Annotated in this window: 19 protein-coding genes and 1 pseudogene; 10 read left to right on the top strand and 10 right to left on the bottom strand. The window is 42.3% G+C overall.

Features of this window, described 5'->3' with window-relative positions; all coding sequences use genetic code 11:
- The first annotated feature begins 76 nt into the window (after positions 1-76).
- The 4 genes from HNW13_RS16080 (at position 77) to HNW13_RS16065 (ending at position 3787) form a co-directional block, all read left to right on the top strand.
- The gene (locus tag HNW13_RS16080; protein ID WP_192114042.1) at positions 77-1279 is read left to right on the top strand and encodes a beta-ketoacyl-[acyl-carrier-protein] synthase family protein; all 1203 of its coding nucleotides are present in this window, start codon (positions 77-79) and stop codon (positions 1277-1279) included.
- 4 nt (positions 1280-1283) lie between these two features.
- Positions 1284-1775, top strand: coding sequence for a hotdog family protein (locus HNW13_RS16075; protein WP_182743295.1), 492 nt, complete (start codon positions 1284-1286; stop codon positions 1773-1775).
- Between the two features lie 63 nt (positions 1776-1838).
- A complete protein-coding gene (locus HNW13_RS16070) occupies positions 1839-2564 on the top strand; it encodes a 3-ketoacyl-ACP reductase FabG2 (RefSeq protein WP_011635828.1) in 726 nt (241 codons plus the stop codon).
- Positions 2561-3787, top strand: a complete 1227-nt coding sequence (locus tag HNW13_RS16065; RefSeq protein ID WP_182743297.1) for a beta-ketoacyl-ACP synthase — start codon at positions 2561-2563, stop codon at positions 3785-3787. The genes HNW13_RS16070 and HNW13_RS16065 overlap by 4 nt, the downstream gene beginning before the upstream one ends.
- A 67-nt stretch (positions 3788-3854) precedes the next feature.
- Here HNW13_RS16065 and HNW13_RS16060 read toward each other — a convergent pair whose 3' ends face one another.
- The 6 genes from HNW13_RS16060 to HNW13_RS16035 form a co-directional block, all read right to left on the bottom strand.
- Complete coding sequence (locus HNW13_RS16060) at positions 3855-5357, bottom strand: methyl-accepting chemotaxis protein (protein ID WP_182743299.1); 1503 nt, start codon at positions 5355-5357, stop codon at positions 3855-3857.
- Positions 5358-5365: 8 nt separating this feature from the next.
- Complete coding sequence (locus HNW13_RS16055) at positions 5366-5920, bottom strand: SCO family protein (protein WP_192114041.1); 555 nt, start codon at positions 5918-5920, stop codon at positions 5366-5368.
- A 316-nt stretch (positions 5921-6236) separates the two neighbouring features.
- A complete protein-coding gene (locus HNW13_RS16050; RefSeq protein WP_192114040.1) occupies positions 6237-6830 on the bottom strand; it encodes an FMN-dependent NADH-azoreductase in 594 nt (197 codons plus the stop codon).
- Positions 6831-6983: 153 nt separating this feature from the next.
- Positions 6984-7478, bottom strand: coding sequence for a thioesterase domain-containing protein (locus tag HNW13_RS16045; RefSeq protein ID WP_192114039.1), 495 nt, complete (start codon positions 7476-7478; stop codon positions 6984-6986).
- Between the two features lie 69 nt (positions 7479-7547).
- Positions 7548-7985 (bottom strand): D-aminoacyl-tRNA deacylase, encoded by a 438-nt coding sequence (gene dtd / locus HNW13_RS16040; protein WP_101084946.1) that lies wholly within the window; start codon positions 7983-7985, stop codon positions 7548-7550.
- 150 nt (positions 7986-8135) lie between these two features.
- Positions 8136-9107: a virulence factor BrkB family protein gene (locus tag HNW13_RS16035; protein WP_192114038.1), complete on the bottom strand. Its 972-nt coding sequence runs from the start codon at positions 9105-9107 to the stop codon at positions 8136-8138.
- 105 nt (positions 9108-9212) lie between these two features.
- On the opposite strand from HNW13_RS16035, the gene HNW13_RS16030 reads away from it, so the two are divergent.
- Entirely contained in the window at positions 9213-9437 is a 225-nt protein-coding gene (locus HNW13_RS16030) for a hypothetical protein (protein WP_101084944.1), read from the top strand.
- 63 nt (positions 9438-9500) lie between these two features.
- Positions 9501-10148 carry a DUF2959 domain-containing protein gene (locus HNW13_RS16025; protein WP_011635819.1) on the top strand — a complete coding sequence of 216 codons (648 nt, stop codon included), beginning with the start codon at positions 9501-9503 and terminating at the stop codon, positions 10146-10148.
- 114 nt (positions 10149-10262) lie between these two features.
- Here the strand turns inward: HNW13_RS16025 and HNW13_RS16020 are convergent, their stop codons facing one another.
- The 4 genes and pseudogenes from HNW13_RS16020 to glnA all read right to left on the bottom strand — a co-directional run bounded on the left by HNW13_RS16020 (position 10263) and on the right by glnA (position 13611).
- On the bottom strand, positions 10263-10733 hold the full coding sequence (locus HNW13_RS16020) for an Lrp/AsnC family transcriptional regulator (RefSeq protein WP_101084943.1): 471 nt from the start codon (positions 10731-10733) through the stop codon (positions 10263-10265).
- Positions 10734-10925: 192 nt separating this feature from the next.
- Positions 10926-11474 carry a prepilin-type N-terminal cleavage/methylation domain-containing protein gene (locus HNW13_RS23655; protein ID WP_162022113.1) on the bottom strand — a complete coding sequence of 183 codons (549 nt, stop codon included), beginning with the start codon at positions 11472-11474 and terminating at the stop codon, positions 10926-10928.
- A 44-nt stretch (positions 11475-11518) separates the two neighbouring features.
- Positions 11519-12097 (bottom strand): annotated as a pseudogene (locus HNW13_RS23545) (GGDEF domain-containing protein).
- Positions 12098-12201: 104 nt separating this feature from the next.
- Entirely contained in the window at positions 12202-13611 is a 1410-nt protein-coding gene (glnA, locus tag HNW13_RS16000; RefSeq protein WP_101084941.1) for a glutamate--ammonia ligase, read from the bottom strand.
- A gap of 480 nt (positions 13612-14091) precedes the next feature.
- Here glnA and typA point away from each other — a divergent pair, with 480 nt between their 5' ends.
- The 4 genes from typA (at position 14092) to glnL (ending at position 18458) form a co-directional block, all read left to right on the top strand.
- Positions 14092-15903, top strand: coding sequence for a translational GTPase TypA (typA, locus tag HNW13_RS15995; protein WP_101084940.1), 1812 nt, complete (start codon positions 14092-14094; stop codon positions 15901-15903).
- 411 nt (positions 15904-16314) lie between these two features.
- The gene (locus HNW13_RS15990) at positions 16315-16626 is read left to right on the top strand and encodes a pyrimidine/purine nucleoside phosphorylase (RefSeq protein WP_011635813.1); all 312 of its coding nucleotides are present in this window, start codon (positions 16315-16317) and stop codon (positions 16624-16626) included.
- Between the two features lie 130 nt (positions 16627-16756).
- Positions 16757-17281, top strand: a complete 525-nt coding sequence (locus HNW13_RS15985; RefSeq protein WP_162022110.1) for a DUF4124 domain-containing protein — start codon at positions 16757-16759, stop codon at positions 17279-17281.
- Between the two features lie 139 nt (positions 17282-17420).
- Positions 17421-18458 (top strand): nitrogen regulation protein NR(II), encoded by a 1038-nt coding sequence (gene glnL / locus HNW13_RS15980; RefSeq protein ID WP_192114037.1) that lies wholly within the window; start codon positions 17421-17423, stop codon positions 18456-18458.
- Positions 18459-18460: the final 2 nt, after the last annotated feature.

Here is an 18460-nt window from a genome sequence, read left to right as displayed (position 1 = left end):
GATTGAATAACAGATTGATAAACAAGTGCTCCAGCATAATCCAATAAACCGAGATAAATAGGCCATCAAACTAAACATGAACAGTCGCATAGCAATAACTCACATCGGATTGTGTACACCTCTGGGCAACTTGCCAGAAGAGGTGCTGCCGCGTCTCATTAGCGGTGATATCAGTGCTATGCAATGGCGCAATAATTTATTGTTCGATGCGCCTACATTAGTCGGTTGCGTCGATGACAAACGGTTAATAGAAATTGCCGATCATCTCAGTTTATTTGCTTGCCGTAATAATCGTTTATTAAACACTGCCGCCCAGCAACTTGTGCCCGCAATAGAGCAAGCTAAGCAGCGTTTTGGTTCCCATCGCATCGGAGTGGTTTTAGGCACCAGCACCTCTGGCATTTCCAAAGGCGAAGCGGCATTAAAGTATCAGCTTGAACATGGCCATTTCCCCCCGAGTTACCATTACTCGCAGCAAGAACTGGGCAGCCCCAGTGATTATTTAAAACAGTTGTTTGAACTGTCAGGCCCTTGTTATACCGTATCTACAGCGTGTTCATCGAGTGCAAAAGTGTTTGCCAGTGCTCAGCGGTTACTCAATGCGAATATGTGCGATATGGTAATTGTGGGGGGTGTAGACAGTTTGTGTCAGTTAACCGTTAATGGCTTTGCCGCATTAGAATCGGTATCCAAAGGCCATTGCAATCCGTTTAGTCGCCATCGTGATGGAATTAATATTGGTGAAGGGGCTGCTTTATTTACTTTAGAGCGTGGCCAAAGTGACGTCATGTTGGCGGGGATCGGCGAGTCTGCCGATGCTCATCATATTTCAGCGCCACACCCGCAAGGATTAGGTGCTATTGCCGCTATGCAACAAGCCCTGGCAGAAGCCAACATTGCTGCCGAAAAAATCGATTATCTCAACCTCCACGGTACCGCTACTCCCAAAAATGATGCCATGGAATCGCGTGCGGTCACTGCAGTATTCAGCCATTCATCACCAGCCTGCAGCTCAACCAAGCCGCTCACGGGCCATACTTTAGGCGCAGCTGGCGCGATTGAAGCTGCCTTTTGTTATTTATTATTAAGCCCACTTAACCATGATAAGCGTTTGCCGCCGCACATCTGGGATGGGCAGCAAGATACTAATGACCCGAATATCGCTCTCGTTAGTGCCAACAACAATACTGGCCTTAGCCAACTCAACTTTATTATGAGCAATTCATTTGCCTTTGGCGGCAGTAATGCCAGCCTGATTTTTTGTCGAAAGGATGCCTAGTTCCATGTCAATAGTCACTGCAACGCCGGCGATGTTAGCGCAAGATATAAGTACTTTTATTCCGCATCGATCACCGATGATCTTGATTGATAATGTCTTAGAACATCGCCCAGACTGCTTAATCACCGCAACCCATATTAGCCCTAATAGTGCCTATTTCGACGCTCAACTCAATGGCGTGCCTAATTACGTTGGCATCGAGTATATGGCCCAAAGTATTGCTGCATTAGCGGGTGTTGAAGCCTTACTGTGCGACGATACTATCCGAGTCGGTTTTTTACTCGGCACCCGCAAACTGCAAATGCATATAGACACCTTTACCTTAGGTGAGTCTTATCGCACCCAGGTGACTCGGCTGTACCAGGAAGAGTCTGGATTAGCGGTATTTGACTGCCAAATTTATCATCACCAAACGTTAGTGGCGGCAGCTAATGTCAATGTATTCCAACCACAAGACACCCAAGCCTATATTGATGAAAGCCAAGCTGACGGCTAAGCATGATCAACAAACCTTTTGACACCCCATTGGAGTTCCTCGAATCAATCACGGAGAGACATTTTGAATAATAGAGTATTAGTTACCGGTTCAAGCCGAGGAATAGGCAAAGCCATCGCAATTAAATTAGCCGAGAATGGTTTCGATATTGCGCTGCACTTTCACAGCAATCATGCTGCCGCAGCGCAAGTACAAAAAACCTTATTAGATCTTGGTGTGCAGGTTAGTTTACTGCAATTTGATATTGCCGACCGCCAAGCGGTCAAGCTTGCTATCGAAACGGACATTGCCGAAAATGGTGCCTATTATGGCGTTATTCTTAATGCGGGTATTAATCGCGACACCGCCTTCCCTGCGATGACCGAAGATGAATGGGACAGTGTGATCCACACTAACCTTGATGGTTTTTATAATGTTATCCATCCTACAGTGATGCCAATGGTGCAAGCACGTAAAGGCGGACGTATTATCACCCTAGCCTCAGTGTCAGGCATTGCGGGTAATCGTGGCCAAGTGAACTACAGCGCATCAAAAGCGGGAATTATTGGCGCAACTAAAGCCTTGTCGCTTGAGTTAGCTAAACGAAAAATCACCGTCAATTGTATCGCACCAGGGTTGATTGAAACCGACATGGTCACCGATATTTCAACTGATATTGTCAACCAAATAGTTCCGATGAAACGCATGGGCAAACCCAGTGAAATAGCCGGGCTAGCTAACTTTTTATTATCAGACGATGCCGCCTACATAACTCGCCAAGTGATCTCCGTTAACGGAGGCATGATATGAAGCGTGTAGTCGTTACCGGTATGGGCGGGATTTCCGCATTAGGCCAAGACTGGCAACAAATTAAAGCCAGCCTATTAGCCAAACACAACTGCGTTATTCGTATGGATGAATGGGATCGTTACCCAGGTCTAAATACTCGACTGGCAGCGCCAGTGACTGATTTTTCTTTACCTGCCCATTATTCACGTAAAAAGATCCGCTCTATGGGGCGAGTATCCATGATGGCGACACGAGCCAGTGAATTAGCGCTTGAAGATGCAGGTTTGTTGAACGACCCCATCCTTAATTCCGGTCAAGTTGGCGTTGCTTACGGTTCATCTACAGGCAGTACCGATCCCATTATGGGCTTTGGTGACATGTTAAAAACGGGCGAAATGTCGGGGTTAACCGCCACCAGTTATATCCGCATGATGGCCCACACTACCGCGGTTAATATTGGGGTGTTCTTTGGCCTGCAAGGCCGTATTCACACCACCAGCAGTGCCTGTACCTCTGCCAGTCAAGGCATTGGCTATGCTTATGAAGCGATTAAATATGGCATGCAAACCATTATGCTCGCGGGCGGCGGTGAAGAGCTTTGTCCTACTGAGGCGGTGGTATTTGATACTTTGTATGCCACCAGCACCCAAAATGAAACTCCAGAGCTAACGCCACGCCCATTTGACCAGAGCCGCGATGGTTTGGTTATCGGTGAAGGAGCTTGTACTTTGATATTAGAAGAGCTTGAACATGCTCAAGCCCGTGGTGCAAATATTTATGCTGAGTTGGTTGGTTTTGGCACCAACTCAGATGGCCAACACGTCACTCAACCCAATGCTAATACCATGGAAGTAGCGATTCGTTTAGCCTTAAAAGATGCCCAACTATCGGCACAAGACATCGGTTATATCAGTGCTCATGGCACCGCTACTGATCGCGGTGATATAGCTGAAACTGCCGCGACTCATGCAGTATTTGGCGCAGAAACGCCAATATCGTCATTAAAGAGTTATACCGGTCATACCCTAGGAGCCTGTGGTTCATTGGAAGCATGGACTAGTATTAACATGATGAATGAAGGCTGGTTTGCACCAACACTCAATCTTAATCATGTCGACCCAGAATGCGCCGCGCTCGATTACATTAAAGACGATATTCGTCATATCGACACCGACTATATTATGAGTAATAACTTTGCTTTTGGTGGCATTAATACTTCATTGATTTTTAAACGTTGGCGTTAATCATATAAGGGTATAGCTCCTTTGCAGCCATATAATGCAGGCGAAAGCGATGCTTTCGCCTGTGTTTTTACACCTTGTAAGCCGCAGCTTTGGCTTGATAGTCTTGAGTAATCCGTTTCATTTCTACCGCGCCACCAGCCAGCTTTTGAACTTGCGCCGATAAAAGTACAACGGCTTGGGCGTTATCCAAAATCTCCGCACCTATTTGAGTCAATCTATCTGCTTGTTGTTGTGTACCATTTGCCACATTGTGGCTCAAGGTAGCCACTTGACCTATTTGAGCAGAACGTTGCTCAAGTCCTTGAGCAATGCTACTGGTGTGGACTACATTTTGCGTCGTACGTTGCTTGCCTTGATCCATCGACTCAACGGTTTTTAGCATGCTGACATTTAAACGACTCAGTACTTTTTCAATACCATCGGTAGACTGACTGGTACGCTTTGCTAAAGTGCGAACTTCATCTGCCACAACGGCAAAACCACGGCCACTCTCACCCGCTCTAGCCGCTTCAATCGCCGCATTCAACGCAAGTAAGTTAGTTTGATCTGAAATACTGCGAATGGCCTGCAACTGTGTGGTAATAGCACTAACATCAGTGGTTAAATCAGTCATTGATTCAGTTACTTCAGTCATATTAGTTTCTAGCGCCTGCATGTCTTTCATAATGCTTAATGCGTTCTGGCGATCGCCAAGACTTGAGGTTGCCCCCTCTCTTGCTTGATCCGCTGAAATTTGGCTGTCATGAGCCATTTGCTGAAAACTGTCAATAACATGTTGAGTCGATTCGGCAATCAATCGCGCTTGGTTATTTTGCTGTTGTACCGCATGTTGAGCTTGATCGCTCAGGCTCATTAAATTGTCGGAAGTACTTGCCATTTTCACAGCAATATCGCGATAGTCGTTAAACAATTGCGACAACTCTTCCAGCATCAAATTAAAGGACATTTCTGCCTGAGTATCGGCTGAAGGTAACCGAATCGATAAATCTTTATGCTGTGAAATATGTTGAATTGCACCAGCAATACGTTGATTGGCAACTGAGTCTGCACGCATAAATAAGGCAATACGAATTAAAATACCGGTTTCAGTTACGGCAAACAGCGCATGAACGAGCATGATACTCCAGCTACACTCGCCAGCAAAAATCATCACTGGCGTATCAAATAGTTCAACACCTTGTAATTGGATATAAGTCATTAAGACGTGATGTATCGCCACGGTCAACAAAGCGGCCACTAACGGCTGCCAACGCAGGTAAATAAGAAATATCCCCATGGTAGCAAAGATATGAAAGTGCATTTCAATCATGCCCATTTGGCTTTGAACTAATAGTCCCGATACTGTCATCATAATCACAGCAGCCACAATGCCAAACAACTCAGTACCTTTTAGCAAAACATAACTGAGCTGTGATATTACCAATACTGCTATCGCGGCGGTGATACTAAATGTCAGCATTTTAGCGCCGATAAAACCACTCGCTGCTAGCAGTGGAGCCTGCAGCAACAATAATCGATATATATATGAATCATTTTTTTTAAGCAGTGTTACTGTTTGATTATCATTCATACATATCCCTAGTGTTGAGTTGAAATAATATGGTTTAGGTCGATGAGCATTTTGGATGTTGAAAGCTGCTTAGCAGTGTAAATACGCGCAATTTTTCCGTAAGGATCCAACAAAAATAGATTGCCTACATGATTTATCGTTGCGAGTTGTCGATTGATATTGTCAGATAAGCGTAACTCAAGTTGATGTAAATCTGACTCGGACAATGACGCACTGACAAAACGTTTAGAGCGTGCATCGATCACCGCTTGGCGCACGGCTAATATGTCGTTATCAGGATCGATAGTCACAAACATAAATTGAACCTCAGCTTTATTTATCGAAGCATCCTGCTCTATTCGTTGCTCAAGTTGATCTAATTGCTCAATGCGTATTGGACAAATTTCTGAGCACGACAAAAAGCCTAAAAATAAGTAGGTATATGTTCCCGCGGACGCAGGGTACTGGTGAACTTGTTGATTAACGTCTTGCCACCGAAAATGAATCTGTTGGCCGTCATTTCCGGTAATGCCATAAGCCTCTGTCTCTGAAGCCCACTGATTGATCAGCATCAATATAGGCATAAGACTCAAAGCGAGCAAGATTAATACTGACGCGATGACAATTTTTCTGAGTTTCATAAAAAATAAATGACAGCATGACGGCTTTTCAACGATAAACCCGTAGGCTTTTGTTAATGAAACTACATTTTTGAAAAGTAAAATTGGCATCAATCTAGATACTGGTTGTACTAATTATACGCAGTAAATACTTTTTTGGATTAATAAAATAACAACAAAACACAAAATAAAAAAACGCTTAATGAACCTTTAAATGTCAAAGGCTCATTAAGCGTTAAGTATGCGAATTCGTGGCGTTATCTAAACATCGATAAAATGATTAGAGTGCTATTGCATCAATATCAAGCTTAGCTTGGCTAATACCTGCTTCGGCTGCATCTGGGCCCATATTTAATGATTCAGCATAAATGGTTTCGACGTTGTTAATTCCAATGAAGCCCAACACAGTTGTTAAGTAAGGTACAACATGATCTGTAGACCCGCCTTTATGCGCTCCACCACGAGTCGTCACAATAATGGCACGCTTACCTTTGATTAATCCAACGGGTCCTGTATCGGTGTAAGTAAACGTTACACCGGCACGAGCAATAAAATCGATCCAATTTTTTAACGTTGTCGGTATGCCAAAGTTGTACATCGGCGCTGCGATAACAATGGTGTCATGATCGTTAATTTCAGCGACTAATTCATTCGATAGTGCCACTGCAGATAATTGGCGTTCGGAAAGATTATCGCCGCCACGTAAACCAGAAGCTAGCTCACCATCTAACATTGGCAAGGTATTTTCACCTAAATCACGCACTGTAATTTGTGCATCTTTACTGCTCCATTGCTGATTTAAATAATCAACTAATGCTGAAGACTGTGAATAACTGCCTAGAATGCTTGATTTTAAAATTAATACTTTTGCCATTGTTAAGTCTCACCCATATGTTTGTTGGGTCATATGCTATGTGCCTGACCAATGCAGCTAGTATATTGACCTATAAAAAAGAATAATAGCGCAATAATTATGCAATTATATTCGATAAAATCGAAATATATTCACTTGTTCAACGCGAATATGTTAATCAACGCGACCATTTTTTGGCGGTAAAGACACAAATTGGCCGGTAAACGTAGCACACATAATGTCATCACAATATAACGCCACTTCTAAGGTGATTTTGACTCGCCGGCCTCGGTTTAATGGGTTCAAATCAGTATAGGGCCAAATAACTTTGGCATAGGGCTGTTTAGTCACCGGTTTTAAATACCTGACTTTTGCATCAGCTAATACAATATCACCATGGGCTTGTGACAATTGCTGCTGTAACCACACCATTCCCCAGCCTGTTAATGTCATTAAGGTATAAATACTGCCAGCAAACATGGTGTGATGTAAGTTAACGTTGGGCTCTAAAGGTGCAGTGACTTGTAGGCTATCTCCATTAAACAACGCTGGTTTAATGGCCATAAATTGACTAACAGGAATCGTACTATGCCAAGTTTCACACAAGGTCTGCAGTAAAGCATTGACCTTGACATCTGATTGCGCTTCTGTGAATGAAATATCAAACATAACGGCATCCCTCCGATGATGACTGGTTAACCTCTACTGACAATAATAGAATGGTAATAAATTAAGGCCTTATACCTGCAGATTAAAGGTCACTGGGCCATCATTGACCAACTCGACCTGCATATCTGCACCAAATTGTCCTGTCTGTGTCATAACCCCTTGTTGGCGACAATATTCGACAAAAGCCAGATAAAGGCGATCGGCTTGTTCAGGAGTAGCTGCGCTCGAAAAACTGGGTCTTAAGCCTTTGCCGGTATCTGCTGCTAAGGTAAATTGTGACACCACCAATAATTGTCCACCGACTTGAGCCAGATTAAGATTCATTTTTCCGTTTTCATCACTAAACACCCGATAATTAATGACTTTTGTAGCTAACTTAACCATTTTATCAATATTATCTTCGCGCTCTATGCCTAGTAATACTAACAAGCCTTGGTCAATTTTGCCGACTATTGTATTGTCGACCGCCACTGACGCGCGTTTAACTCGTTGAATTAATGCAATCATAACTGCCTTAAACTATGCTATTTGGTGATGCTTATTGAAGAAAATAAAACAAACCCAACTGAGAGACCACAGGTAGCAACATAACTTGCTACCTGTGGCCCATACAGACTAGTTGTTACTGAATACATTGGCGTAGAACACCAATGCCACTTAAGATTTATCAGACGACGAAATGGATTTATCGATCACTAGAGGATCGTGCACATTATTGAGATTCTGGCTTTTAGTCTCAGTCTCTGTAAAAATTTCAGCTTTAAGATCATCCGCGATGACCGCTAAACTTTCCAGATACTCTGGCAGTGCGGCAGTAATTTCTGCACCGAGTAATACAATCATCCACGATAAATATACCCATACAAATAAAATCGGCACTACTGCCAGTGCACCATAAATGGCTTCATAACTCGGAAATTGGGTCACATAAAACGCAAAACCCTTTTTGCCTGCTTCAAATAATACCGCTGCTACAATCGCTCCCAATAGAGCATGTAAAAAATGGATTTTCTTGTTAGGCACGACCATATACAACAGTAATATAGATGCCACAGAAAACAGCAATGGTAGACGCTCAACAATCCACGGGACTAATCCAGACAACTCACTGCCTGTTACCACCTCTAATGAAACAACATAAGAGGTGGCCACTAGACTTGCACCAATGAGTACAGGACCTAGAGTTAACACCATCCAGTACATCGAAAATGACACCACGTAAGAGCGCTTTTCGGTAATTCGCCAAATGTTATTCAATGCTTTATCGATAGCTGAAATCAGCATAATGGCAACAAACACTAACGCAACAATACCGACAAAGGTGCCTTTAGATGCATTAGCGACAAACTCGTTGATATGCACTTGCACCGTATCACCCGCTGCAGGTATAAAATTATTATATATAAAGCCTTCAATATTGCCGCGAATACCTTTAAACACCGGAAAGGCCGATAACATCGACATGGTGACAGCCAACATAGGCACCAATGACAACAAGGTCACATAGGCCAAATGACCTGCTCGTATATTAATTTGGTCTTCAGCAAGCCGTTGTTTGAGATGGAGTAGAAACTGCCAAATCCCACTAAAAAAAGCCGCAATAGGGCTGTAATCAAACTTTTTGGGCATAATAATCCTTATTTCATACCACGTTAGTGGAGATAACATTTGTATTAAGTCACTAACTTCGTACAATGTTATAACATATTAGTCATCGAATAATGGAGCAAATTGATGTCACAACAAGGTTCGGCGGGTAATATACTCGCAGCTGTCGCGAGCTTATTTTTCCCAGGCCTAGGTCAGCTTTTACAAGGGCGCATATTAGCGGCTTTGTTATTCTTCTGCATTACTGCTGTTTGCTATTTCTTTTTTGTGTTGGTCATCCCAGCCATTATCGGTGGTTTATTCCATTTATGGAGCATCATCGACGCAGCAAAATTTAAATCAGGCAGTTAACTCATAAGGTAGTTAACCTCAACGAGGACACTTTTCGCCTCACACAATAAAAGAGACACATTGATGAAAAAATGGATATCACTGGCACTATTAAGTAGCAGTTTACTGTTGAGCGGTTGTCAAAGCGCCTATTACGGTGCAATGGAAAAAGTCGGCTACCACAAACGCGACATTATGGTCGATAGAGTTCAAGAGGCTAAAGAGTCGCAGGAAGAAGCACAAGAGCAATTTAGCTCTGCATTGGAAGAAATGCAGGCGCTTTTGGCATTTGATGGTGGCGATTTAGAAGATGCTTATAATAAAGCGAAAGATGAATATGAGTCAGCTCAATCTGCAGCAGATGAAGTGAGTCATCGCATCGAGAAAGTCGAAGATGTCGCGGATGCATTATTTGACGAATGGCAAACTGAAATCGAAGAAATCAGTAAAGCCAGTTTACGTCGTAACAGCACCAGCAAGCTCAATGAAACCAAGCGTTCATATAAAACGCTAGTGAGAAGCATGCGTCGTGCAGAAGCAAAAATGCCACCCATTCTAACTGCGATGAAAGATAATATGCTGTATTTAAAACATAACCTAAATGCGCAGGCTATTGGTGCAATTAAAGGTGAGTTTGCCAATTTACAGACTGATATCTCTAGCCTGATTAAAGAAATGAACAAATCGATTGCCGAATCGAACAAGTTTATTGCCTCAATGGAACAAGGTTAAACCTTACCTAACCTATCAACTTAACGCCCTTAGCGGTAACCTATGCTGTCATAGTCTATGACGGCCTAGGTGCTGCTTTTGGGTATTTATATGTGCCTATTTGCGTATTTGTGCTTATTCGATCGGTGACTGGTCCACTGGCAATGCCGTACGGCTAAATATTTGCTTCAAAACTACTGTAGTTTCAATGCTGGCGACAAACTTGAGGTTGCCGAGCGATTTTTTGATAAATTGCTCATAAGAAACCAAATCTTTGGCGACTATTTTGAGCATATAATCATAAGATCCAGTTACCACGGCGCATTCCATCACTTGAGGTAATTGTGCCATGGTTGACTCAAATAACGCTGTCGATTGATCAGTATGTTCCGTTAAGCGTATCGATGTATAAACCACAACATTAAGACCCACTTTAAAAGGGTCAACTTGGGCACCATAGCCTAAAATCACTTTATCTTGTTCAAGCTTTTTGACTCGTCGTAAACAAGGCGTATCCGACATATTAACCTTATCGGCTAATTCAGAAACAGCCATCCGGCCCTGACGTTGTAAAATTTCTAATAGCTTGAGGTCTTTCTTATCCATTGAACAAATCGCTTTTTAGTGAGTGATTAACGGTATAAATATCATATTCCTGAGTGAAATCCTCTACAAATTTACGTTAATCACAAATATTTCAAGCAAATGGGAGCCACAAAACAATAAATGCCATAAAGTTAACATGGCATTTGTCTAAAGAGGGTAATTTGAGGTGATACTCGCGAATAACAAGAGCACTTAACACTCGTCAATATCGACGACAACTAAAGGTGACTCTCCTGCAACTTGTGGCTGAGAGTATCTAATTTCACATTTATTCGCAGCATAATCCGCATTAGGACGAATACGTAACCCGCTTCGATTATTAACATCGTATGTTGTGATGTTAAATTCACCACCGCTACCGTTGTCGGCAATGTTAATCATCCTGATGATACCTGCTGAGGTATGACGCGGATATCCGTAAGCTAGAGTCACTGATTGGCCTTGTACTGTAATACTATTGCCCAAACCATTACTGGCTCCAGGGGCCGTTTCATCGCAACTGGCGCTTATCACGCAAGCTGAATAGACCAAAGTTTTACCGCTGTTAATTGCTGCTGCAACACCCTGCATACTGCTCGCGTAAGCATTACTTTTTAAATCGATAAATTTCGGAGCAACCACGACAGCAAGAATGCCTAAAATAATAATCACTACCACAAGTTCTATTAAGCTAAACCCTTGCGGCTTACGCCACGAAAAACAACCATGATTAAATGAGCATGTATGTATCAATTTAGACATCCTGCAGCCAAATAAAAAATAACATTAATCTCTATTCTAAAATATTAATCAGCCAGTATCACCTGACTTTTGCCGGCATGTTTAGCCTGATACATCGCAACATCAGCACGATGGATTAAGCTATCTGTATCGCTATCAACACCATTATAAATGGCAGCGCCAATACATGCACTAATGATTAAAGAATGTGAGCCTATTTGAAAAGGTTGTTTGATCAGTTTAAGAACACTGTTGGCAGTGGCCATAACAGCGTCACTGTCGATATCATTCGGTAAAAGTAATACAAACTCGTCACCACCATAACGCGCAAGAATTTCACTCGGAAACAAATGCTTACTTACCTGTTAACCAATTTTGACTAGCAAAGCATCGCCAATGCCGTGCCCGTAAGTATCATTAATGACTTTGAATCCATCGAGATCGATAAAAAGGATTGAGAACGGCTGTTTTTTATCCCGTAAACGCTCAGTTGCCTGCCTGTTCGACAACCGATTAGCGAGTCCAGTCACCACATCATGATTGGCTAAATGTAACGCTTTAGTTTTGGCAATAACTAAATCTGCAGTGCGATCTCTGACTCGTTGAGATAACTCTTCACGGCTGTTTATCACCTCTTCTGACATTTGCTGAAAACTATCATTCTCACCTCTTTTGAGCAAAAAAAAACCCGATAATCAATTATCGGGTTTTTTATTGGTTTGCTTGTTTAAGCAATTGTATTCAAGAATTACAAGCTGTAGTACATCTCAAACTCAAGTGGGTGAGTAGTACGTGCAACACGTTCTGCTTCAGCCGTTTTAAGTTGGATATAAGACTGGATAAAGTCTTCGCTGAATACGCCGCCTTTAGTCAAGAACTCATGGTCAGCTTGTAAATGTTCAAGTGCGTTTTCTAATGACGTTGCAACCTGTGGAATTTCAGCAGCTTCTTCAGGAGGTAAGTCATATAAATCTTTATCCATTGCTTCACCTGGGTGGATCTTGTTTTGAATACCATCAAGACCAGCCATAAGTAATGCTGAGAAACCTAAGTATGGGTTTGCATGTGGATCAGGGAAACGCGCTTCGATACGACGGCCTTTAGGGCTTGGTACCACTGGAATACGAATTGAAGCACTGCGGTTACGTGCAGAATATGCAAGCATTACAGGCGCTTCAAAATGTGGCACTAAACGCTTGTAAGAGTTAGTGCTTGGGTTAGTGAACGCATTCAATGCACGAGCATGCTTAATAATGCCGCCAATGTAATAAAGCGCTAAATCACTCAAACCAGCATACTTATCACCTGCGAATAAGTTTACGCCGTCTTTAGCTAAAGACTGATGCACGTGCATGCCGCTACCGTTGTCACCAACGATTGGTTTTGGCATAAATGTCGCTGTCTTACCATAAGCATGCGCCATGTTATGAACAACGTATTTTAGAATTTGAATTTCATCAGCTTTCTTAGTCAACGTGTTGAAACGTGTTGCGATTTCGTTTTGACCCGCTGTTGCTACTTCGTGGTGATGCGCTTCAACTACTTGACCCATTTCTTCAAGTACTAAACACATTGCCGAACGTAAATCTTGTGACGAATCAACTGGTGCAACTGGGAAATAACCACCTTTCACCATTGGACGGTGACCCGTGTTACCTTCTTCATAGCTCTTAGCTGAGTTCCATGATGCTTCTTTTGCGTCAATCTTAACAAAACAACCTGACATGTCGGTACCAAAACGGACATCGTCAAATAAGAAGAACTCTGGCTCTGGACCAATCAATACTGTGTCAGCAATACCAGTAGAAATTAGGTAAGCTTCAGCTTTTTTAGCAATTGAACGTGGGTCACGATCATAACCTGTCATAGTACCAGGTTCTAAAATATCACAACGAATAAGCGCTGTTGTTTCTTCTGTGAAAGGGTCTAATACGAAAGTGGTTGGATCTGGCATTAGCACCATGTCAGATTCATTAATGCCTTTCCAACCTGTAATTGAAGAGCCATCAAACATTTTACCGTCTTCAAAGAAATCTTCATTTACTTGATGAGAAGGAATAGAAACGTGCTGCTCTTTACCTTTAGTGTCGGTAAAGCGTAAGTCTACAAACTTAACTTCTAACTCTACAAGTTGTTTTAAAACTGATTCAACTGACATTCTCAAGCCTCCGGTAGGGTAAAGGGTTGTCCCTTAAATAATCTTGCTATTCGCCAGATGATGCACCTGGAAAACGAATCTTTTCATAATTATCAGCAATAAAGCGATATTCATGCCAGATCGCTAACTAATTGATTTTATGAAGATGAGAAAGTTTCCAAATCTTCTAAACCATAACCTTGCACCAACCTCGTGCATCACTATGTTTCATCATGGTGCAAAAGTCCATAATGGTGCGTCATGTTAATGTTGCTGTTTTAGCCAATGTCACAGTTTTGTCTTACACCATGGTTATGCTTCATATATATACGTTTTATGCTGTTTATTAATCCATAGCAAGCGATAGATTTACAAGTGTTCAAAAATAATCCTATCTACAAAAGCTGCTGTGAAGTAGAATGGCACGCTTTTTTACAGTAGCTATAATCTATAACTACTGTTAGATCCTTTTTTTTTATTTGCTGGTTTAGAGGTTTATCCGTGCTAGAGAATTTACGTAACATCGCCATTATTGCCCACGTTGACCATGGCAAAACAACCTTGGTTGACAAAATGTTGGCGCAGTCAGGAACCCTTGCATCTCGTGGAGAAGCTACTGAGCGGGTTATGGATTCTAACGATCTTGAAAAAGAACGTGGGATCACCATTCTGGCAAAGAACACTGCCATCCAGTGGAACGACTACCGTATTAATATCGTAGATACTCCTGGCCACGCCGATTTCGGTGGTGAAGTTGAACGCGTTCTATCTATGGTTGACTCAGTATTATTGTTGGTTGATGCAGTTGATGGCCCAATGCCACAAACTCGCTTTGTAACCAAGAAAGCATTCGCTCAAGGCCTTAAGCCAATTGTTGTTATCAACAAAATTGACCGTCCAAGTGCTCGTCCAGATTGGGTTATTGACCAAGTATTCGATTTATTCGTTAACTTAGGTGCCACTGACGAACAACTAGATTTCCCAATCGTTTATGCTTCGGCATTAAATGGTTTTGCAACGTTAGATCCAGATGTAGCAAGCGATGATATGACGCCGCTATTCCAAACTATCGTTGAGAAAGTAGCTTTCCCAGATGCTGATGCAGAAGCTCCATTCCAAATGCAAATTTCTCAAATCGATTATAACTCATACGTGGGTGTTATCGGTATTGGCCGTATTACTCGTGGTAGCGTTAAGACTAACCAACAAGTGACCATTATTGGCGCTGACGGTAAGACACGTAACGGTAAAATGGGCCAAGTATTAGGTTACATGGGTCTTGACCGTACTGAAGTGCCAATTGCAAATGCTGGTGACATCGTTGCTATTACAGGTTTAGGCGAGCTTAAAATCTCTGATACTATCTGTGCAGTGAATGCAGTAGAAGCAATGCCACCGTTAACTGTTGATGAACCAACACTAACGATGACATTCCAAGTAAACACTTCTCCGTTCGCGGGTAAAGAAGGTAAGTATGTTACTTCACGTAACATTCTTGAACGTTTACAGACTGAATTAGTTCACAACGTAGCACTTCGCGTTGAAGAAACAGAAAGTCCAGACCGTTTCCGCGTTTCAGGTCGTGGTGAATTACACTTATCGATTTTAATTGAAAACATGCGTCGTGAAGGTTATGAATTAGCCGTATCTCGTCCAGAAGTTATTCTAAAAACAATCGATGGTGAGCTACATGAACCATACGAAACTGTAACAGTTGACGTTGAAGAAGATCATCAAGGTACCGTAATTGAAAAATTAGGTGTTCGTAAAGGCGAAATGAAAGACATGCAGCTTGATGGTAAAGGTCGTGTACGTATCGACTTCGTTATCCCAAGCCGTGGCTTAATTGGTTTCCAAACCGAATTCTTAACAGCAACATCTGGTACTGGTCTAATTTATCATTCATTTGATCACTACGGTCCACACAAAGGTGGCGATATTGGTCAACGCGCTAACGGCGTATTGATTTCAAACGCAACAGGTAAAGCACTAACATTCGCTCTATTTGCTTTGCAAGACCGTGGTCGTATGTTTATTGGTCACGCTGCTGAAGTGTATGAAGGTCAAGTAGTGGGTATTCATGCTCGCTCTAACGATTTGACAGTAAACTGTTTGAAAGGTAAGCAGCTTACTAACATGCGCGCATCAGGTACTGATGAAGCACAAGTATTGACTACGCCTATCACATTGACTCTTGAGCAAGCTCTTGAATTCATCGATGATGATGAATTAGTTGAAGTAACTCCTAAGAACATCCGTGTTCGTAAGAGATTCTTAACTGAGAATGAGCGTAAGCGTAATAACCGCAGCTAATTACCATCAATGAGTGGCAACGTCTGCCACTCATTGAGACCTAAAAAGCCCAGATGCATGCATCTGGGCTTTTTGTTGTCTAGTCTATACAGGAGGCTAAAAATATTGGTAGCAAGCGGTGACGAGCGAAAGAGCCTAGGACGCTGCGCTGCTAGTACGCTCCGCGGCTAGAGGCTATAAAGTCAACAGCTTAGCAGCGAAGCTTTCTCTATCCCTGAGATGACAAGCGATGACGAGCCAAGAGCCTAGGTGCTAGACTGCACGCAGCGTTCGCTTATTATCGCTTGTTATCGTTTCTGAAGCTGTCTCTAGCAGCAAAGCGACTCTCGTGATACAACATGAAAACATTTAACTAGATATTTTACGTAAACGCAGATAGATTCAAACCAAGATCATTTTTAGGGAAAATATATGAGTATGTTGCAACAGGTAAGCGTCGCTAAAAAAGCCAATGTGTATTTTAACGGTAAAGTGATAAGCAGAAGCGTAGTATTAGCTGATGGTAGTAAACAAACTTTTGGTGTGGTATTGCCTGGTGAATATGAGTTTTCAACGGCTCAAGGTGAAATAATGCAGGTTATTTCTGGCAAATTTGACGTGTTATTACCGGGTAAAACTGAGTGGGTTGCATATGCTGAAGCAAGCCAGTTTGAGCTTGCACCAAATGTGAGCTTCAGTATCCGAACAGATCAAATTTCAGAATACTGCTGCCAATACATCTAGTGTTGTTGCACCTAAATAAACAATAGCGGTTTAATATCGCCGCTTCGATTCAGCTTAACTAAACAGTTTAAGCTGATTTTTTTTATAAAAACGTCTACTCTATTAAAACTGTCGTTTTATGGAGTACATCATGCGCCTTATCATACTTATTAGTTTGCTATTATTGAGCGCCCAAAGTGTTGCTACCGTATACCGTTGGGTAGATGAAAATGGCAAAGTTCATTACTCAGATGAACAAAAAAATAATGCCGAAGCTGTTGAATTAAATGAAAACACCCAAAACAACATGACGATTGACACCCCAACAAAAATCAATGTCATCCCAACAACAGAAGCATCAATTAACTACACGATTTCGATTACCTCTCCCCAAGAAGAAGCTACTGTGCGTGACAATAATGGCGCATTTACCGTGTCAGTGAGCGTCACCCCTCAATTACCTCGTGGCGTGCTAATGACATTATTAGTCGATGGTATTATCGCAGCCCCAGCTCAAGCATCGAATATATTCCAATTAACGGGCATTAATAGAGGTGAACACTCGTTGGTTGTTAACGCTGTAACACAAAGCGGCAAAGTCCTTGCATCAAGCTCTCCTAGAAAGATATTCCTTCACCAAGCATCTGTATTTGGACCTGCAAAAAAGTCTAAATGATTAAGATAAAAATCAGTTTATTCATTAGCTTATGAAATTTTGCGTGACTATTTATCTTACAAAGTGCTTGTGTGTTCCGGGTTGTGATATGCACCAAAGTGGTGCATTATAATGGTGCAACCCTATACTAGGACGGCTAATGGACACAAATAACCTTCTCAATCACTTAGTCACCGCAGTGCTTGTTATTAATAACGAGCTCAAGCCGAGCTATGCTAATGCCGCGGCCGCACAATTATTGGGAGTAGGTAACCATAAGCTACTCGAGCAAACGCTTCCTGAGCTTTATCAACTGATGGGGGTTGAGCCACAATTACTGCGCGATGCCATTAATGCCGCCCAGGGACTCACGGTCAATACCGCCGCATTAATAACCCTAGACGGCCAACATCACACCATTGATATCACCTTGATGCCAATTGAAAATGACAATAACCTCAGCATTTTAGAATTACGTCAAGTAGACCAACAACGTCGCATTCATCAGCAGCTTAATATGGACGCCCAACAACAAGCTGCACAGTTTTTGGTACGTAACTTAGCCCATGAAATTAAAAACCCACTGGGCGGCCTTAGAGGCGCTGCGCAGTTGTTATCGCGAGAGCTCGACTCGCCCGAATTAAAAGAATTTACCAGTCTTATTATCGAACAAGCAGATAGATTACGTAATTTAGTCGACCGTTTACTTGGCCCACAACGACCAACGCAGCATGCTGAACACAATATCCATCAAGTGATTCAAAAAGTGCTTAAGTTAGTCGAAATGGCACTGCCAGACAATATCTGCTTAAAACGAGATTATGATCCATCGATTCCAGATATTCAGATGGATCCAGATCAAATGCAGCAAGCTGTATTGAATATTGTCCAAAATGCGATACAAGCGTTAGAACATTGTGGTGGCGATATTGTCATTCGCACTCGCACTCAACATCAAGTCACCATTGGAACACAGCGCTATAAAGTGGTACTCGCCTTATCCATTATTGATAACGGCCCCGGTATTCCTGCTGAGTTAATGGATACCCTCTTCTACCCTATGGTCACCGGACGTGACGAGGGTTCAGGGTTAGGATTATCCATTGCGCATAACATTGCCCGATTACACGGCGGTCGCATTGATTGTGTTTCGGCACCAGGGCATACCGAATTTATTATTAACCTGCCATTACAATAACT

Source organism: Shewanella sp. BF02_Schw (assembly GCF_014596695.2).
Lineage (GTDB): Bacteria > Pseudomonadota > Gammaproteobacteria > Enterobacterales > Shewanellaceae > Shewanella.
The sequence above is the reverse complement of the archived record's forward strand: the minus strand, read 5'-3'. Positions and strand labels throughout refer to the sequence as shown.

Coding starts and splice junctions, on each gene's coding strand:
- glnL (WP_192114037.1), top strand. CDS start 17,421: ATGGACACAAATAACCTTCTCAATCACTTAGTCACCGCAGTGCTTGTT.
- HNW13_RS16025 (WP_011635819.1), top strand. CDS start 9,501: ATGAAAAAATGGATATCACTGGCACTATTAAGTAGCAGTTTACTGTTG.
- HNW13_RS16050 (WP_192114040.1), bottom strand. CDS start 6,830: ATGGCAAAAGTATTAATTTTAAAATCAAGCATTCTAGGCAGTTATTCA.
- HNW13_RS16055 (WP_192114041.1), bottom strand. CDS start 5,920: ATGCCTATATTGATGCTGATCAATCAGTGGGCTTCAGAGACAGAGGCT.
- glnA (WP_101084941.1), bottom strand. CDS start 13,611: ATGTCAGTTGAATCAGTTTTAAAACAACTTGTAGAGTTAGAAGTTAAG.
- HNW13_RS15985 (WP_162022110.1), top strand. CDS start 16,757: ATGCGCCTTATCATACTTATTAGTTTGCTATTATTGAGCGCCCAAAGT.
- HNW13_RS16065 (WP_182743297.1), top strand. CDS start 2,561: ATGAAGCGTGTAGTCGTTACCGGTATGGGCGGGATTTCCGCATTAGGC.
- HNW13_RS16045 (WP_192114039.1), bottom strand. CDS start 7,478: ATGTTTGATATTTCATTCACAGAAGCGCAATCAGATGTCAAGGTCAAT.
- HNW13_RS16075 (WP_182743295.1), top strand. CDS start 1,284: ATGTCAATAGTCACTGCAACGCCGGCGATGTTAGCGCAAGATATAAGT.
- HNW13_RS16035 (WP_192114038.1), bottom strand. CDS start 9,107: ATGCCCAAAAAGTTTGATTACAGCCCTATTGCGGCTTTTTTTAGTGGG.
- HNW13_RS16080 (WP_192114042.1), top strand. CDS start 77: ATGAACAGTCGCATAGCAATAACTCACATCGGATTGTGTACACCTCTG.
- HNW13_RS16030 (WP_101084944.1), top strand. CDS start 9,213: ATGTCACAACAAGGTTCGGCGGGTAATATACTCGCAGCTGTCGCGAGC.
- HNW13_RS16020 (WP_101084943.1), bottom strand. CDS start 10,733: ATGGATAAGAAAGACCTCAAGCTATTAGAAATTTTACAACGTCAGGGC.
- HNW13_RS23655 (WP_162022113.1), bottom strand. CDS start 11,474: ATGTCTAAATTGATACATACATGCTCATTTAATCATGGTTGTTTTTCG.
- dtd (WP_101084946.1), bottom strand. CDS start 7,985: ATGATTGCATTAATTCAACGAGTTAAACGCGCGTCAGTGGCGGTCGAC.
- HNW13_RS15990 (WP_011635813.1), top strand. CDS start 16,315: ATGAGTATGTTGCAACAGGTAAGCGTCGCTAAAAAAGCCAATGTGTAT.
- HNW13_RS16060 (WP_182743299.1), bottom strand. CDS start 5,357: ATGAATGATAATCAAACAGTAACACTGCTTAAAAAAAATGATTCATAT.